Source organism: Enterobacter cloacae complex sp. ESBL7 (assembly GCF_041679625.1).
GTDB classification, from domain to species: domain Bacteria; phylum Pseudomonadota; class Gammaproteobacteria; order Enterobacterales; family Enterobacteriaceae; genus Enterobacter; species Enterobacter asburiae_B.
Genome location: NZ_JBGORN010000003.1, coordinates 500912 through 517825, shown reverse-complemented (window position 1 = coordinate 517825; position 16914 = coordinate 500912). Strand labels below are relative to the sequence as shown.

At 57.0% G+C, this 16914-nt stretch carries 14 protein-coding genes and 3 tRNA genes; 9 read left to right on the top strand and 8 right to left on the bottom strand.

The genetic code is table 11. From position 1 onward, the window contains the following. The first annotated feature begins 22 nt into the window (after positions 1–22). Positions 23–898, top strand: coding sequence for a LysR family transcriptional regulator AmpR (gene ampR, locus ACERY3_RS15820; RefSeq protein WP_058840424.1), 876 nt, complete (start codon positions 23–25; stop codon positions 896–898). 29 nt (positions 899–927) lie between these two features. Here ampR and frdD read toward each other — a convergent pair whose 3' ends face one another. Genes frdD through frdA form a run of 4 tightly spaced genes read right to left on the bottom strand, consistent with a single transcriptional unit; the run spans position 928 to position 4221 of the window. Continuing rightward, complete coding sequence (gene frdD / locus ACERY3_RS15815; RefSeq protein ID WP_000609653.1) at positions 928–1287, bottom strand: fumarate reductase subunit FrdD; 360 nt, start codon at positions 1285–1287, stop codon at positions 928–930. Positions 1288–1297: 10 nt separating this feature from the next. After that, positions 1298–1693, bottom strand: coding sequence for a fumarate reductase subunit FrdC (gene frdC / locus ACERY3_RS15810; protein ID WP_032662400.1), 396 nt, complete (start codon positions 1691–1693; stop codon positions 1298–1300). Between the two features lie 10 nt (positions 1694–1703). Then, entirely contained in the window at positions 1704–2438 is a 735-nt protein-coding gene (locus tag ACERY3_RS15805) for a succinate dehydrogenase/fumarate reductase iron-sulfur subunit (protein WP_023310124.1), read from the bottom strand. Beyond that, entirely contained in the window at positions 2431–4221 is a 1791-nt protein-coding gene (gene frdA, locus ACERY3_RS15800) for a fumarate reductase (quinol) flavoprotein subunit (protein WP_023310125.1), read from the bottom strand. Before frdA ends, ACERY3_RS15805 begins: the two co-directional genes overlap by 8 nt. 310 nt (positions 4222–4531) lie before the next feature. Here frdA and epmA point away from each other — a divergent pair, with 310 nt between their 5' ends. Further along, complete coding sequence (epmA, locus tag ACERY3_RS15795; RefSeq protein ID WP_024907345.1) at positions 4532–5509, top strand: elongation factor P--(R)-beta-lysine ligase; 978 nt, start codon at positions 4532–4534, stop codon at positions 5507–5509. 44 nt (positions 5510–5553) lie between these two features. Here epmA and mscM read toward each other — a convergent pair whose 3' ends face one another. The 3 genes from mscM to rsgA form a co-directional block, all read right to left on the bottom strand. Further along, positions 5554–8877, bottom strand: coding sequence for a miniconductance mechanosensitive channel MscM (gene mscM, locus ACERY3_RS15790; protein ID WP_039261016.1), 3324 nt, complete (start codon positions 8875–8877; stop codon positions 5554–5556). A 19-nt stretch (positions 8878–8896) separates the two neighbouring features. Beyond that, positions 8897–9865: an archaetidylserine decarboxylase gene (gene asd / locus ACERY3_RS15785; protein WP_058840427.1), complete on the bottom strand. Its 969-nt coding sequence runs from the start codon at positions 9863–9865 to the stop codon at positions 8897–8899. A gap of 97 nt (positions 9866–9962) precedes the next feature. Continuing rightward, positions 9963–11015 carry a small ribosomal subunit biogenesis GTPase RsgA gene (gene rsgA, locus ACERY3_RS15780; protein ID WP_023334242.1) on the bottom strand — a complete coding sequence of 351 codons (1053 nt, stop codon included), beginning with the start codon at positions 11013–11015 and terminating at the stop codon, positions 9963–9965. A gap of 107 nt (positions 11016–11122) precedes the next feature. On the opposite strand from rsgA, the gene orn reads away from it, so the two are divergent. From orn to ACERY3_RS15760, 4 genes are all read left to right on the top strand, one after another. Continuing rightward, the gene (gene orn, locus ACERY3_RS15775; RefSeq protein WP_023310130.1) at positions 11123–11668 is read left to right on the top strand and encodes an oligoribonuclease; all 546 of its coding nucleotides are present in this window, start codon (positions 11123–11125) and stop codon (positions 11666–11668) included. Positions 11669–11864: 196 nt separating this feature from the next. Continuing rightward, positions 11865–11940 (top strand) — tRNA-Gly (locus tag ACERY3_RS15770). A gap of 37 nt (positions 11941–11977) precedes the next feature. Then, positions 11978–12053, top strand: a tRNA-Gly gene (locus ACERY3_RS15765). Between the two features lie 36 nt (positions 12054–12089). Continuing rightward, positions 12090–12165, top strand: a tRNA-Gly gene (locus ACERY3_RS15760). Positions 12166–12435: 270 nt separating this feature from the next. Here ACERY3_RS15760 and queG read toward each other — a convergent pair. Continuing rightward, positions 12436–13575 carry a tRNA epoxyqueuosine(34) reductase QueG gene (queG, locus tag ACERY3_RS15755; RefSeq protein WP_373225958.1) on the bottom strand — a complete coding sequence of 380 codons (1140 nt, stop codon included), beginning with the start codon at positions 13573–13575 and terminating at the stop codon, positions 12436–12438. Here queG and nnr point away from each other — a divergent pair. Genes nnr through amiB form a run of 3 tightly spaced genes read left to right on the top strand, consistent with a single transcriptional unit; the run spans position 13574 to position 16908 of the window. Then, the gene (nnr, locus tag ACERY3_RS15750; protein WP_373225956.1) at positions 13574–15097 is read left to right on the top strand and encodes a bifunctional ADP-dependent NAD(P)H-hydrate dehydratase/NAD(P)H-hydrate epimerase; all 1524 of its coding nucleotides are present in this window, start codon (positions 13574–13576) and stop codon (positions 15095–15097) included. The two genes, queG and nnr, sit on opposite strands and share 2 nt — an antisense overlap. Beyond that, a complete protein-coding gene (tsaE, locus tag ACERY3_RS15745; RefSeq protein WP_013095283.1) occupies positions 15090–15551 on the top strand; it encodes a tRNA (adenosine(37)-N6)-threonylcarbamoyltransferase complex ATPase subunit type 1 TsaE in 462 nt (153 codons plus the stop codon). Before nnr ends, tsaE begins: the two co-directional genes overlap by 8 nt. 16 nt (positions 15552–15567) lie before the next feature. Beyond that, complete coding sequence (gene amiB / locus ACERY3_RS15740) at positions 15568–16908, top strand: N-acetylmuramoyl-L-alanine amidase AmiB (protein ID WP_033144462.1); 1341 nt, start codon at positions 15568–15570, stop codon at positions 16906–16908. Positions 16909–16914: the final 6 nt, after the last annotated feature.

Genomic DNA, 16914 nt, shown 5'->3' with positions numbered 1-16914 from the left:
AATTTTTCTAACGGACGAGACCATGACGCGCAGCTATCTCCCTCTTAATTCCCTGCGGGCGTTTGAAGCAGCCGCCAGGCACCTCAGTTTTACGCATGCCGCTATCGAGCTGAACGTCACCCATTCCGCAATTAGCCAGCACGTAAAGGCGCTGGAGCAGCATCTTAATTGCCAGCTGTTTGTCCGCGTTTCGCGAGGGCTGATGTTGACCACCGAAGGCGAGAATTTGCTGCCGGTGCTGAATGACTCGTTCGATCGCATCGCCGGAATGCTGGATCGCTTTGCCAGCCAGCGCGCTCAGGAGAAGCTCAAAATAGGTGTGGTAGGGACTTTTGCCACGGGAGTTTTATTCTCGCTCCTCGCGGACTTTCGCCGCTGCTATCCGCATATTGATCTTCAGCTTTCCACCCATAACAATCGCGTCGATCCGGCGGCTGAAGGGCTTGATTACGCCATTCGCTACGGTGGCGGCGCGTGGCATGGAACCGATGCTGAATTCCTTTGCCCTGCGCCGCTGTCTCCGCTCTGTACGCCTGACATAGCCTCAGTTCTCAAAAGCCCGGCAGATATCCTGAAGTTTACCCTGCTGCGCTCCTATCGACGCGACGAGTGGGCGGCGTGGATGCAGGCAGCGGGTGAACATCCTCCCTCACCGACGCACCGGGTGATGGTGTTTGATTCGTCCGTGACCATGCTGGAAGCCGCGCAGGCAGGCACAGGAATTGCCATTGCGCCTCTCGACATGTTTACCCATTTACTCAGCAGCGAGCGCATCGTGCAGCCGTTTGCCACGGAGATTGACCTCGGCAGCTACTGGCTGACAAGACTACAGTCACGGACAGAAACGCCCGCAATGCGCGAGTTTGCCCAGTGGCTGGTGGGGAAGATGCAGAAATAAAAGGCCCGCCGGATGGCGGGCCTGAAGCGTCAGATGGTGACCACGGCAATCAGCGTCACCACGGTCAGGATGGTCGCCAGACCGTAGAACACCCATTTCCCGCTCGGTACATGGATTTTCAGGTCATGCATCGCATGGTGAATACGGTGCAGGCCACACCACAGCGGCAGGACGATCATCAGGAAGATGAACACGCGGCCGATAAAGCTGCTCGCAAACGCCAGCACGCGCTCGTAGCTCAGCGCATCGCCCGGGAACAGCCCCAGCGGCAGCATAATGCCGACCAGCAGAATGATGACGGGGGCGATGATGGCACTCCACATGCCGCCTGCGCCAAACAGGCCCCAGAAGACCGGCTCGTCAGAACGTTTTGGATTTGGATTGATCACAGGTGTCTCCTTACCAGAACAGTGCGACAAACAGAATGACCACAGTGACCAGAATCGTCACTGCCCAGAGCCCTTTAATCACCGGCTCTGGCCCCATTTTCTCGTCTTTTATGATGATGTTCGCCGCTTTTGGCGCCAGCTCAAACCAGGTTTTGGTATGAAGCAGCGCGGCCGCGAGTACGATCAGGTTCAGAACAACAATGATCGGGTTTTGCAGAAAACCGACAAAGCTGGCCCAGGCTTCCGGGCCATGCTTGAGGGCAAAAACGCCGTACATCAGCTCAAGGCTGAACCAGACCGCCGGTACCGCCGTGCCTTCACGCAGCATGTAGAAGCGATAAAACGGCAGGTTTTTCCACCAGGTGGACGGCACAGGCCGCACATAGGCTTTGCGTTTAGTCGTCATCATGCACTCCTTAGCGTGGTTTCAGGGTAGCGATAAGAAAGTCTTTCGAGCTTTCCACTTTACCCTGCTGAATTGCGGCGGCCGGGTCGACGTGCTTCGGACAAACTTCGGAGCAATAACCCACAAAGGTACAGCTCCAGACGCCGTTCTGGCTGTTAAGCTGCGCCATACGTTCTTTTTTGCCGTGGTCGCGGCTGTCTTCGTTATAGCGGTGTGCCAGGGTAATGGCGGCCGGGCCGATGAACTCCTTGTTCAGGCCAAACTGTGGACAGGCTGCGTAGCACAGGCCGCAGTTGATGCAGCCGGAGAACTGATGGTATTTCGCCATCTGAGCCGGCGTCTGGGTATTTGGCCCCTGATCCGGCGTGCGCGGATTACCAATGATGTACGGCTTAATCGCTTCCAGGCTTTCGATAAAGTGGGTCATATCGACCACCAGATCGCGTTCAATCGGGAAGTTGCCCAGCGCTTCGACCTTAATGCCTTTGGTGTACTCGCGCAGGAAGGTCTTGCAGGCCAGCTTCGGCACCTTGTTGACCATCATGCCGCAGGAGCCGCAGATTGCCATACGGCAGGACCAGCGGTAGCTCAGGTCTGGCGCCAGGTTGTCTTTGATATAGCCTAGCGCATCCAGCAGGGAGGTTTGCTCGTCATAAGGGACTTCATAGAAAGCGCTGTGCGGTGCGGCGTCCACTTCCGGATTGTAGCGCACCACTTCAACCTTCATTTTTTGCATCTCAGCCATTCGCCTTCTCCTTCTTCTCGGCGGCTTCTGCTTCTGCACCGTACACGCGTTTAGCCGGCGGCAGCGTGGTGATTTTCACGTCGCTGTAGTCCAGACGTGTGGTGCCATCTGCATCGCGCCAGGCGAGAGTGTGTTTCAGGAAATTGACGTCGTCACGTTCGGTACAGCCTTCGTCCAGACGCTGGTGGGCCCCACGCGACTCTTTACGCGCCAGCGCAGAGTGCGCCATACATTCCGCGACGTTCAGACCGTGGCCCAGCTCGATGGTGTAGAGCAGGTCGGTGTTGAATACGCTGGAGGTATCGGTGATGCGTACGCGCTTGAAGCGCTCCTGCAGTTCCGCCAGCTTGTCGACGGTTTTTTGCATCAGCTCTGGCGTACGGTAAATACCGCAGCCTTCTTCCATCGACAGGCCCATCTCGTCGCGGATCTTAGACCAGTTCTCGTTACCCTCCTGGTTCACCAGATCTTTCAGGCGTTTTTCAACGTCTGCGACCTGCGCATCCAGCGCGGCACCGTTGGCTTCGCCTGCTGTAGCCGCCCGCTCCATCGCGCGCTCGCCCGCCATGCGGCCAAAGACGACCAGCTCTGCCAGCGAGTTAGACCCGAGACGGTTGGCGCCGTGCAGACCCACGGAGGAACACTCGCCGACGGCGAACAGGCCTTTAATACGGGTTTCGCACTGCTGGTCGGTTTCGATCCCGCCCATGGTGTAGTGCGCGGTTGGACGCACCGGAATCGGCTCTTTCACCGGGTCGACGCCGACGTAAGCTTTCGCCAGCTCGCAGATGAACGGCAGACGTTCCAGCAGTTTCTTCTCGCCAAGGTGACGCAGGTCGAGATAGACCACATCGCCGCGCGGCGTGGAGATGGTGTTGCCTTTGCGCCACTCGTGCCAGAAGGCCTGAGAGACTTTGTCGCGCGGGCCGAGTTCCATGTATTTGTTCTTCGGCTCGCCGAGCGGGGTTTCCGGGCCCATGCCGTAATCCTGCAGATAGCGGTAGCCGTTTTTATTGACCAGAATACCGCCTTCACCGCGGCAGCCTTCCGTCATCAGAATGCCGGAGCCCGGCAGACCGGTTGGGTGATACTGCACGAACTCCATATCGCGCAGCGGTACGCCGTGACCGAGTGCCATGCCCATGCCGTCACCGGTGACGATGCCGCCGTTGGTGTTATAACGATAAACGCGACCCGCACCGCCCGTTGCCATCACTACCGCGTTGGCGCGGATCTGGACAAGCGTGCCTTCCATCATATTCATCGCCACCAGGCCACGCGCCTGTCCGTCATCAACCAGAATGTCGAGGACGAAATGTTCATCGAAGCGCTGAATTTGTGGGAACTGAAGGGAGGTCTGGAACAGGGTGTGCAGCATGTGGAAGCCGGTTTTATCGGCGGCGAACCAGGTGCGTTCAATCTTCATACCGCCAAAGCGGCGAACGTTGACGCTGCCGTCAGGACGGCGGCTCCACGGACATCCCCACTGTTCAAGCTGGGTCATTTCCGTGGGACAATGATGCACAAAGTAGTCAACGACATCCTGTTCGCAAAGCCAGTCGCCCCCTGCAACCGTGTCGTGGAAATGGTATTCAAAGCTGTCATGATCCTGCGCAACGGCGGCGGACCCTCCTTCTGCTGCCACTGTGTGACTACGCATTGGATAGACTTTTGAAATCAATGCGATTTTAGCGTTGGGATTAGCTTGTGCTGCAGCAATCGCAGCACGTAATCCAGCCCCGCCAGCGCCTATTACGGCAAGATCGGCTTGAAAAGTTTGCACGACATTCCTCCAGATTTTTGTTATTTCGCAACGCGACAAACTAAAGGTAGTTCACCCGTCCAAAAGGACGATTGCGAAAGCGTTTCCACTGCTCCTTTATGGGTAAAACAGTATAACCGTGTAGATGTCAGGGAAATTTGACGTGTTCGATTTTTTTGCTGTTCTGTACGGCGATTTATCATGAAGATTGATGAAATACGTCACGAAAAAGTTCACCTAAATGAAATGCCCTTTTTTACTGCGCAAAATTTGTCTCTGCCCCTGCTAACGAGTAGACTTCGTGCCCTTGTCTGAAATCGGAGAACAACTCATGAGCGAAACGGCCACCTGGCAGCCGAGCGCATCCATCCCTAATCTGTTAAAACGCGCTGCAATTATGGCGGAGATCCGCCGTTTCTTTGCCGACCGCGGAGTCCTGGAGGTGGAAACGCCGTGCATGAGTCAGGCAACGGTAACGGATATTCATCTGGTGCCGTTTGAAACCCGTTTTGTTGGCCCCGGCCACTCTCAGGGCATGAATTTGTATCTGATGACCAGCCCGGAATACCACATGAAACGCCTGCTGGCGGCGGGGTGTGGCCCGGTGTATCAGCTGTGCCGCAGCTTCCGTAATGAAGAGATGGGGCGTCACCACAACCCGGAATTCACCATGCTGGAGTGGTACCGCCCGCATTATGATATGTACCGCCTGATGAATGAGGTGGACGATCTGCTCCAGCAGGTGCTGGACTGCTCGGAAGCCGAAACGCTCTCCTATCAGCAGGCTTTCCAGCGCCATCTGGAAATCGATCCGCTGTCGGCGGACAAAACCCAGCTGCGCGAAGTGGCGGCAAAACTGGATCTGAGCAACGTGGCGGATACCGAAGAGGATCGCGACACGCTGCTGCAGCTGCTGTTTACCTTCGGTGTAGAACCGCAGATTGGCAAGGATCGTCCGACGTTTGTCTACCACTTCCCGGCAAGCCAGGCGTCACTGGCGCAGATCAGTACCGAAGATCATCGTGTCGCAGAGCGTTTTGAGGTCTATTACAAAGGCATCGAACTGGCGAACGGCTTCCACGAACTGACGGATGCCCGCGAGCAGCAGCAGCGCTTCGAGCAGGATAACCGCAAGCGCGCCGCGCGCGGTCTGCCGCAGCAGCCTATTGATGTGAATTTGCTTGAAGCATTAAAAGCAGGTCTGCCGGATTGCTCCGGCGTGGCGCTGGGTGTTGACCGTCTGGTGATGCTGGCCCTGGGCGCAGAGCAGCTTGGCGATGTGATTGCGTTTACCGTAGATCGCGCCTGACGGCAGTTAACCCTCTCCCGTAGGAGAGGGTTGCACTGCTTACCTTACAAACTTCCCGCCGGGCGCGTACGCGCCGCTGACGTCAGCGTTCTTCCCGTTTTACGCCCGTCCAGGCTTTCGAGACGCATCTGGAACGGTGGGAACGGCATATCAATACCGTGCTCGCGGAAGCCCGCCAGAATCAGCTGGTGGATCTCATGGCGCAGCGGCATACGGTGTCCCATTTCGGCGGCGTAGATGCGCAGCTCGAAAATCTGGATCCCCTGTTGTAAATCCACAAGGAATACTTCCGGTGCCGGGTTGTCGATGACCAGCGAACAGCGCTCAGCGGCAGTGTAGAGGATCTGGGTGACCTCTTCGCTGTTGGCGTCCGACGGCGCCGGTACCGTCAGCACCACGCGGGTAACGGAGTCTGACAGCGACCAGTTGATGAACTGCTCGGTAATAAACGCCTTGTTTGGCACGATGATCTCTTTCCGATCCCAGTCGCTGATCGTCGTCGCACGGGTGTTGATCTTCGTGATGCTGCCGGTCAGATCGCGGATCGTTACGGTATCGCCAATACGGATCGGTTTTTCGAACAGAATGATCAGGCCAGAGATGAAGTTGGCGAAGATCTCCTGTAAACCAAAACCTAACCCTACACCAAGGGCCGCCACCAGCCACTGCAGCTTCGACCACTCAATACCGATCATCGAGAAGCCAACCAGCCCGCCAAACAGCATGATCAGATATTTGGTAATGGTCGTAATCGCATAGCCCGTCCCCGGCGTTAAATCCAGATGCTGCAGCAGCGCCAGCTCCAGCAGCGCCGGGAAGTTGCGCACCAGCTGCGTGGTGATGATCAGCACCAGAATGGCAATCAGCACCGCCCCTAAGGTAATCGGCTCCAGGCTTTCAACACCCTGCACCGTAGACGTCACGTCCCAGAGCGAGATGTTCTCCAGGAAGCCAAACGCGGAGTGGATCTCTGACCACAGGAAGATCACCGACAGGAGGGCAATCAGCATCAGGATGGAACGAACCAGGCGCAGGGACTGGGTACTGATGGCATCCAGATCCAGTTCGACTTCGTCCGCTTCCGTTGTGCCTTCCGTACTGTTGACGTGGTTTGGCTCTTCCTCACCCCGCGCGCGCTGGGCGAGGATCTCCGCCCGGCGATGCTTGGCTCGGTCAAAGGCCAGACGGCGGCGCTGGATCAGCATCCAGCGGCGGATCACGTGGTACACCACCAGCAGCAGGAACCAGATGGCCACCGAGGTTTCCAGCCGCGCCAGCAGCGCCTGCGCGGTTGCCAGATAGCCTACCGCTGCTGCCAGCATCGCAAACAGCGGCGCGCTAAGCAGCAGGTTCCAGAGCAGCCGGTTGAACATGTTTTCGCCGCTGCCGGATTTATCGAGATAGAGCGGAATACCCGCGCGTTTCAGGCTGAGCGTGACGATGGCCAGCGCCCCGCATATCAGCATAAAGCAGAGGCGCCCCAGCGAGCCTGAGAATTCCCGGTCGTTGAGATTATCGAACATGATCAGCGCCATAATCAGCGGCACAATCAGCCCGATGCTCATCAGGTAGTAACGCATGGCGCGCGCAACGCGATTACGCGGCCAGCCAAAGTGGGTGATAAACAGGCCATTGGGGCGCGCGAAGGTGGCGCAAATCATGACCACCCACAGCAGCGGCACCGTGGCGGTGACGCCATCGCCAATCGCGACCGCGAGCGGATAGGGCCAGGCTTCCCGCAGGCCATACCCCAGCGTCATCCACAGCACCGGCAGCGGAGAGGCAACAAGAATCGACCAGAATACGGTGCGCAACGTCAGCCAGAAGTGATCCTGGGTGACTTTCCCGACCCGGGAGCTGGAACGCTCCAGGAAGCGGGTGAAATGTCTGCGCGAGTAAATGCTGAAGCCCACCAGAATCAACGCCCCCAGCAGCGGGAAAATGGTCTCTTTGCTGGTAAACATCATCACGCTGGCCTGTCCCAGCTGGCTGACGGTGTCCAGCGAAATCAGGCGGCGCAGGTCCTGGACAATCTCAATCGGCCACGAGAAGGTCATCGGACGCACGTCGGACGTCCAGAAGAGATAACGGTGCGTAGCCTCGTTCACCTCTTTCAGCGCATCTTCCAGCTGGCTATTGGAGACTTTTAGCTTGGTCAGCTCCAGAATCAGCGTATCCCCGCCCTGGAGCAGAGAGTTCAGCAGTTCACGCTGGGTACGCAGCTGGGCTTCCAGAATACGGTTTTGCTCGCTGGTCAGGGGCTGGCCGTCAGCCTGACGGATCTGGCGGATTTGCGGCTGTTTATTGAGAAGATCTTCAAAGTGCAGGCGCTGAACGCGCAGCTGGGCCATCTCGGTATCCAGCTGCTGCGGCTTCGGCATTTCCGGCAGGCGCGCGACCTGGGCGCGTAACGCTTCGCCCAGCAGGTTTGATGACCCGAGCCACTGGGACTGCTCGCGCAGGGTGTTGAGCGCCTGGCGAACCTGAAGGGTTTGATTGGTCGCCTGACGTTGCTGGGATGCAACCAGATCCATGCGCTGCGCCTGCTGATTCAGTGCGGCAGAAAGCTCGCGGTTGACCCTGAATTGTTCGTTGATACCGGCAGGCAGGTTTTCGCTGTTTTCCGCCAGCAGTTCGGTGCTTTCCAGCGCGCGCTCCGCTTCACGCTGGCGCTGGCTGTTGAGCTGATTGCGCAGGGCCTGGAGATACGCATCCAGCTGCTCGCTCTGCTTCTGAGCGAGTTCAGAGCGCATCCGCGACAGTTCCTGGCGGTTATTGGCGGAAAGCTGCGCCAGCTCCAGCTCATCGACAAGGGCCTTCAGGCGAGCCGATTCTGCCTGCAGGCCCAGATTTTGGGCCTGAGCCTGTGGCGTATTGCCGCTTTGCGTACCCACGCGACGCTCAACTTCATTAAGCTGGCGGCGGGCGTCGGTTTGCTGTTGCGGAAGCTGGCTGAGGGAGTCGGCAATTTCACGCGCTCGCTCCTGCTCCTGCTGGGCAAGGCGGCTCTTTTCCAGAAGCTGGCTGCTGACCTGCAGGATCTCCTGGTTCAGGGCGTCGGAGGTCATGCCTGCGGGCACGTCGCGCGGTTCGTCACGCAGATTATTGAGCTGCGCGCGCAGCGTCTGCGAGAGTTTGGGGAAGTTGTCGATAACCTGCTGATACTGCTGAGCGCGCTCAAGAGAGCCTTTTCGCTCCTCAAGCGCGTTCAGGGCAGCCTGGAGCGACTCGACGGTCTCTGGCTGAGCGGGTTTAGCCGCTTTTGCCTGCTCCAGTTCCTGGGTTATCTGTTTGGCGTCGGGGGCTGTCGCTGCGTACGCCCCCATGCTGAGGCACCAGGCCATCAGTAGAACGATAATCGGGCGCACGTCAGCGATCCTTCTGTTGTTAGCCTTCGTCTTTTTTGTCGTCAACCAGCGGGCTGGCGTCGTGCTCGGCGTTGATCTCTTCCTGCGGTAGCGGCGCTGGTTCTGCATCCGGCGTAACGAAGGTTTCGGTAGAGACCGCCAGCGGCTGGCCCAGCTTGGTGACCGACAGGCTTTCGAGCTGTTCAGCCAGCTTCACTTTGCCCGGCGCAAACAGGTTGATTACGGTAGAGCCCAGCTTGAAGCGACCCATCTCCTGACCTTTCAGCAGGGCCACCGAGCCTTCCGCTTCACCGGCAGGCCAGGTCCAGCGTTTGATCACGCCTTCGCGCGGTGGGGTGATGGTGCCGGCCCAGACGGTTTCGATGCTGCCTACGATGGTCGCACCCACCAGAATCTGCGCCATAGGGCCAAATTCAGTATCGAAAAGACAGATGACGCGCTCGTTGCGGGCAAACAGGTTCGGTACGTTCTGCGCTGTCAGGTGGTTTACGGAGAACAGGTCGCCCGGGACGTAAATCATTTCACGCAGGATACCGTTACACGGCATATGCACGCGGTGATAGTCGCGCGGTGAAAGATAGGTGGTGGCAAACGTACCGTTCCGGAACAGATCCGCTATCAGGTAGTTACCCGCCAGCAGCGCTTCCAGACTGTAGTTATGGCCCTTCGCCTGCAGGATTTTGTCGTCTTCAATGTTACCCAACTGGCTGATCACGCCGTCTGCCGGCATCACCAGGACGTTAGGGTCGGTGTTCAGCGGGCGCACTTCGTCACGCAGCGGGCGTACGAAGAACTCGTTGAAGGTGCGGTAGCTGGCGGTATCCGGCTTCTGCGCCTCTTTCATATCGACCTTGTAATATTTTACGAAAAGGTCGATGACCAGTTTGGTCAGCCAGCCCGCGCGTTTGCTTGCGCCCCAGCCCGCCAGGCGAGTGAGCCACAGTTTTGGCAGAATGTATTGAAGCGAAAGTTTAAATGCGTTTAACAAGGTAGCCTCCAGGCCATTGTTTTGTCGTTCCTGATCCGGCGTTAAGCCGCCGGAACCTGAAAAAAGGGGACGATTTTAGCGATGCTTAGCTTAGTTGTCAGTTATCAGAATCAGAAAAGTTTTTACGCGTTTTTACGTCTTCCATGCTCTCAAGAATGCGGTGGTAATTCTCGAAGCGGGTTTCCGCGATCTCGCCTTTCTCAACCGCTTCACGGATAGCGCAGCCAGGGTCGTTATCGTGTTTACAGTCGCGGTATTTACAGGCGCCTAAATAATCATGGAATTCGACAAATCCGTTAAAGATTTGTTCCGGCTCAAGGTGCCACAAACCGAACTCACGCACCCCCGGGGAGTCGATCACGTCGCCGCCGTGCGGGAAATGATACAGACGCGAGGCGGTGGTGGTGTGCTGGCCCAGGCCAGAGACGTTGGACACATCGTTGGTCAGGATCTCTTGCTGGAGGCCGAGCAGGTTGTTCAGCAGGCTCGATTTACCCACGCCGGACTGGCCAGCAAAGATGCTGATGCGGTCGGTCAGCGCCTCTTCCAGCGGTTTAAGGCCATCTTTGGTGTGGCTGGAGACCATCAGCACGCGGTAACCAATCTTGCGGTAGATATCCATCTGCTCATTCACGAAGGCCATGCCGTCGTCATCCAGCAGATCGATTTTGTTCAACACGATAATCGGTTCAACCTGCAGCGTTTCGCAGGCGACGAGATATCGGTCGATAATGTTGAGCGAAAGTTCGGGCAAAATCGCCGATACGATAACAATCTGGTTAATGTTGGCGGCAATGGGTTTGACCCCGTCGTAGAAATCGGGACGGGTTAACACGGACGTGCGCTCATGAACCGCTTCAACGATACCTTTTACCGTAACGCCTTCCGCCGCCTCTTTACCCGGTCGCCAGACCACGCGATCGCCGGTAACCAGTGAACGGATGGTACGACGGATATTGCAACGGTGAATATCCCCGTCGGCGGATTCGACATCGGCATGCATACCGAAACGGCTGATGACTACGCCTTCTGTCGCTTCACCAAACAGGTTGTCGTCATAATCCGGCTTCTCCGAAGTGGTTTTAAGACGGCGCTGGTGGTTGGCGTTTACGCGGCGCTGCTGCCCTTTGGAGAGTTTATTTTTACTCAATCGCGCTGGCTCCTGGTCGCCCGTAAGGGGCAAAACCTCTATGATACACTCTAATTAATACTAGTTAACCTGCTACTGCCGGTTATGCGAGAAGGGTGGAAAATAACATGAGCGCGGATGAAAACAACCTGATTTGGATCGATCTCGAAATGACCGGGCTGGATCCCGAGCGCGATCGCATCATTGAAATTGCAACGCTGGTGACGGACGCTAACCTGAATATCCTGGCTGAAGGGCCAACGATTGCGGTGCATCAGTCCGACGACCAGCTGGCTTTGATGGATGAATGGAACGTGCGCACCCACACCGGCAGTGGCCTGGTAGAGCGCGTGAAGGCGAGCACGTTCGGAGATCGCGAGGCGGAGCTGGCGACGCTTGAGTTCCTGAAACAGTGGGTTCCGGCAGGCAAATCGCCTATCTGTGGGAATAGCATCGGCCAGGATCGCCGTTTCCTGTTTAAGTACATGCCGGAGCTGGAGTCATATTTCCACTACCGCTATCTGGATGTCAGCACCCTGAAAGAGCTGGCGCGTCGCTGGAAGCCTGAAATCCTCGACGGCTTCAAAAAGCAGGGGACTCACCAGGCGATGGACGATATCCGTGAGTCCGTGGCGGAGCTTTCCTACTACCGCGAAAACTTTATTAAGCTGTGATTTTGCGATCCGGCGCCTTGCGTGGCCGGGTTTTTGTCGTTAAATTGTTCAGCTTGCCGATTAATTAAGCATTTGAACTTAATTTCGAAAAAATCGCTTTAAGGGGGGTTGCAGCTAAAAGGATTTCTCGTATAATGCGCCTCCCGTAACGACAGAGAATTACACGTTACGACAGCAACAAAAGCAGTGCAGATTTGCGGGAATAGCTCAGTTGGTAGAGCACGACCTTGCCAAGGTCGGGGTCGCGAGTTCGAGTCTCGTTTCCCGCTCCAAAATTTGAAAAGTGCTTCCAAAGCACGGACCACCCAAGCGGGAATAGCTCAGTTGGTAGAGCACGACCTTGCCAAGGTCGGGGTCGCGAGTTCGAGTCTCGTTTCCCGCTCCAAAATTTGAAAGTGCTTCTAAAGCACGGACCACCCAAGCGGGAATAGCTCAGTTGGTAGAGCACGACCTTGCCAAGGTCGGGGTCGCGAGTTCGAGTCTCGTTTCCCGCTCCAAATTCTTCTTAATCTCTAAAATATCCACAGCGAAAAGAGTCGTTGGGGACGTTTTCTATTGTCTCTGAAATACTCTTGTGAACAGAGTTATCCACAGAAACTACGCTTAACCGTAACAGGATTAAAACTTAGCAGGGTGAATAATATCTTTGTAACGCGCTGTATTTAGTAAATAAATTTTCATTTCAAAATGTTATTGAGATCACTTGACCTCTTCTCCAGCCCAGATGGCGCTTGAGTTTGTAATTTTATTCACAGGCTGTGAATAGTTCAGGCATCCCGCGTAAGCCCTTTTTCAATCACCCGCACCAGACGCTGTTTCTTCGGTAGCTGCACCTCGATCGTGCAGGCATTACGCTTCTCTATTTGCTGCGCAATCGCCCATTCTATGTGTTCATCAAGAAGTGGGTGCTCACCTTTACGGCTTTCAAGCGCCCGAATATTCGCTTCATCCCACGGGGCATTACCCAGCGCGACGGCAACATTACGCAGCCAGCGCAGATGACCGATACGGCGAATGGCCGAACCTTCCGTCACTTTCAGGAACCAGGCTTCGGTCCAGGCGAATAACTCAACCAGCTGCGGCGCATGCAGCGCCTTACGCGGGCTGAAATCCTCTTCGTCCGTGAGCTGCGAATAGCGGTTCCACGGGCAGATCAGCTGGCAGTCGTCGCAGCCGTAGATGCGGTTGCCGATAAGCGGTCGAAATTCCTCTGGAATGGCTCCTTCCAGTTCGATAGTGAGGTAGGAGATGCAGCGGCGCGCATCAACGGTGTAAGGCTCGACGATGGCACCCGTCGGGCAGATGGTCATGCAGGCCACGCAGCGTCCGCAGCCTTCTTCTACCGGGCCGTCTACCGGCAGCGGTAAATCAATCAGCAGTTCACCCAGGAAGAAGAACGATCCGGCGTCGCGGCTAAGGATAAGTGAGTGCTTACCTGTCCAGCCAAGCCCGGCTTTTTCGGCGATCGGGCGCTCAAGAATAGGCGCAGAATCGACAAAGGGTCTAAAATTCAGCGAAACACAGTGCTGCTGAATAGTTTCCCCGAGTTTTTTTAAACGGTTACGCAAGAGCTTATGGTAATCACGTCCCAGGGCGTACCGGCTGACGTAACCCAGAGCGGGATTTTTTAGCGTGCGCGCAAAGGCCGCGTTGGCGGGCAGATAATTCATGCGCACGCTGATGACGCGTAATGTGCCCGGCAAAAGCTCGTGAGGGCGGGCGCGCATCATGCCATGACGCGCCATCCACTCCATTTCGCCGTGGTATTGTTTGTCCAGCCAGGCCTGCAGTTTTGGCTCGCTGGCGGAAAGGTCGGTATCGGTAATGCCCACCTTCTGGAAGCCAAGCTCAGCACCCCACTGTTTAATTTTTTGCGCTAATTCATTGAGATCGAGGGGCTGTGACATGACGGACCATACGGTGAAGAAAAACCCCGCAAGTATACCACATTCCATCTGGCATGCGGATGACCTCCGGCGCGCCGAAAAAGAGGCCGCAGACAGCCTCGGGATTACCCTTTATGAACTGATGCTGCGCGCGGGGGAGGCGGCGTTTAACGTTGCCCGCAGCGCGTACCCTCAGGCCGCCCGCTGGATGATTCTATGCGGTCACGGCAATAACGGCGGCGACGGCTATGTCGTCGCCCGTCTCGCGGTTGCGGCAGGTATCCGCGTGACGTTGCTGGCCCTGGAGAGTGATAAACCGCTGCCGGAAGAGGCCTGCGCGGCGCGGGAGGCGTGGCTTAACGCAGGCGGCGTGATTCATGCGCCTGATATCGTCTGGCCGGAAGAGGTGGATCTGATTGTTGACGGTCTGCTGGGTACCGGGCTACGCAGTGCGCCTCGCGAGAACATTGCCGCCCTTATTGAACACGCTAACAGACATTCCGCGCCGGTCGTCGCCCTGGATATTCCCTCTGGCCTGATTGCTCAAACCGGCGCGACGCCGGGAGCTGTCATTGAGGCTGCAAATACGGTGACCTTCATCGCCCTCAAGCCGGGGCTACTGACCGGTAAAGCACGAGACGTTGTTGGCGTGCTGCACCACCATGCGCTGGGGCTGGAGAGCTGGATGTCCGGGCAGGAAACGCACCTCGCGCGTTTTGATGCATCCCAGCTTGCTGCGTGGCTCCCGCCGCGCCGACCAACGTCCCATAAGGGCGATCACGGCAGGCTGGTGATTATTGGCGGCGACCATGGTACGGCAGGTGCAATTCGCATGACCGGCGAAGCGGCTCTGCGCAGCGGTGCCGGATTAGTGCGAGTACTCACTCGCATTGAGAATATAGCGCCGATCGTTACGGCCCGACCGGAGCTGATGGTCCATGAGCTTACGCCTCAGGCGCTTGAAGAAAGTCTGGAATGGGCGGACGTGGTGGTGATTGGCCCCGGGCTTGGGCAGCAGGCATGGGGTAAACAGGCCCTGCAAAAGGTCGAGAATTTTCGTAAACCGATGCTGTGGGATGCCGACGCGCTTAACCTTCTGGCAATAAACCCCGATAAGCGTCACAATCGCATTCTGACGCCACACCCCGGCGAAGCCGCGCGCCTGCTTAACTGCAGCGTGGCAGAAATTGAAAGCGATCGCTTACTTTCTGCTCAGCGTCTGGTAAAACGTTACGGAGGTGTTGCTGTTTTGAAAGGGGCAGGAACCGTTGTCGCCAGTGACGAGACGCAGGGCATTATTGATGCCGGAAATGCGGGCATGGCAAGCGGCGGCATGGGCGATGTGCTTTCCGGCATCATTGGCGCATTGCTTGGACAGAAACTTCCCCTTTATGATGCAGCCTGCGCGGGCTGCGTGGCCCACGGTGTCGCGGCGGATAAACTGGCCGCGCGTTACGGTACACGCGGCATGCTGGCCACCGATCTTTTTTGCACGCTGCGGCGTGTTGTTAACCCGGATGTGATTGACGTAGAAAATGACTAATCGAGCGATTCCTTTACCTGATGAACAAGCCACTTTAGAACTCGGCAAGCGCGTGGCGCAGGCCTGTCAGGGGGCAACCGTCATTTATCTGTATGGTGATTTAGGTGCGGGTAAAACCACCTTCAGCCGGGGTTTTTTGCAGGCGTTAGGGCATAACGGGAATGTGAAAAGCCCAACCTACACGCTGGTAGAACCGTACACCCTTGAAAATCTCATGGTGTACCACTTCGATTTATACCGCCTTGCGGATCCTGAGGAGCTGGAATTTATGGGGATCCGTGATTATTTTGCCAACGACGCCATTTGCCTGGTGGAGTGGCCGCAACAAGGTGCGGGTGTGCTGCCTGACCCGGATGTCGAAATTCACTTAGATTACCAGGCACAAGGGCGTGAGGCGCGCATCAGTGCTGTTTCCTCATCAGGCAGTTCCTTACTGGCGCGACTGGCCGGTTAAGCGTAGGGATGACGGGATGATAAATCGCGTTAAAGGTTGGTTGTTGGCTGCCACCGTGCTGCTGTGCGCGCAGGCCGGGGCGGCAAACCTCTCAGATATTCAGGTATCAAACGGCGAAAGCCAGGCCCGGATCACGTTCAGCTTTATGGGCGATCCTGAATATGCGTTCTCACAGCCAGACAGCCACAGCGTGGCGCTGGATATCAAACAAACAGGCGTGATCCAGGGGCTACCGCTGCGGTTCAGCGGTAACAACCTGGTGAAAAGTATCCGTTCGGGAACGCCGCAGGATAGCCAGTCGTTACGCCTGGTGGTCGATCTGACCGAAAAGGGCAAAACGAAGGCGGTGAAGCAGCAAAACGGGGCGAACTATACGGTGGTGTTTACCATCAATGCCGACGCGCCGCCACCGCCTCCACCGCCGCCGGTCGTAGCGAAGCGCGTGGAAGAACCGGTGTATACGCCGCGTCCTTCTGAACCTGCGCGTAATCCGTTTAAATCGCAGAACGATCGCATTACTGCGGCAACCAGCAGCAATACGGTGACGCGTCCTGCGGCCAGCGCGCGACGCGCGACGGTCAGCGGTGACAAAGTGATTATCGCCATTGATGCGGGCCACGGTGGGGAAGACCCGGGGGCGATTGGCCCTGGCGGCACGCGAGAAAAAAACGTGACTATCGCTATCGCGCGTAAACTGCGTTCGCTGCTCAATGACGACCCGATGTTTAAAGGCGTATTGACCCGCGACGGGGATTACTTTATCTCCGTAATGGGACGCTCGGACGTGGCGCGTAAGCAAAACGCGAACTTCCTGGTCTCTATTCATGCGGACGCCGCACCGAATCGTAGCGCGACCGGCGCCTCGGTTTGGGTGCTGTCGAACCGTCGCGCTAACAGCGAAATGGCCAACTGGCTGGAAGAGCACGAGAAGCAGTCTGAACTGTTAGGCGGCGCGGGCGACGTGCTGGCGAACAGCCAGTCCGATCCGTACCTCAGCCAGGCGGTGCTGGATTTACAGTTCGGTCATTCGCAGCGCGTCGGGTATGATGTCGCCACTAACGTATTGAACCAGCTGCAAAGCGTTGGCGTGCTGCATAAGCGCCGTCCGGAACATGCCAGCCTCGGCGTTCTGCGCTCCCCGGATATTCCGTCCATCCTTGTAGAGACGGGCTTTATCAGTAACAACGGTGAAGAGCGTCTGTTGGGAAGCGACAGTTACCAGCAGCAAATTGCCGAAGCGATTTATAACGGTTTACGTAAATATTTTGAGGCGCATCCTCTGCAGTCTGCGCCGCAGAGCGGCTCAGCACAGACGGCCAGCGCAGCGCTGCCGGGTGAGATGACCGCGACCAACTAAGGAGCA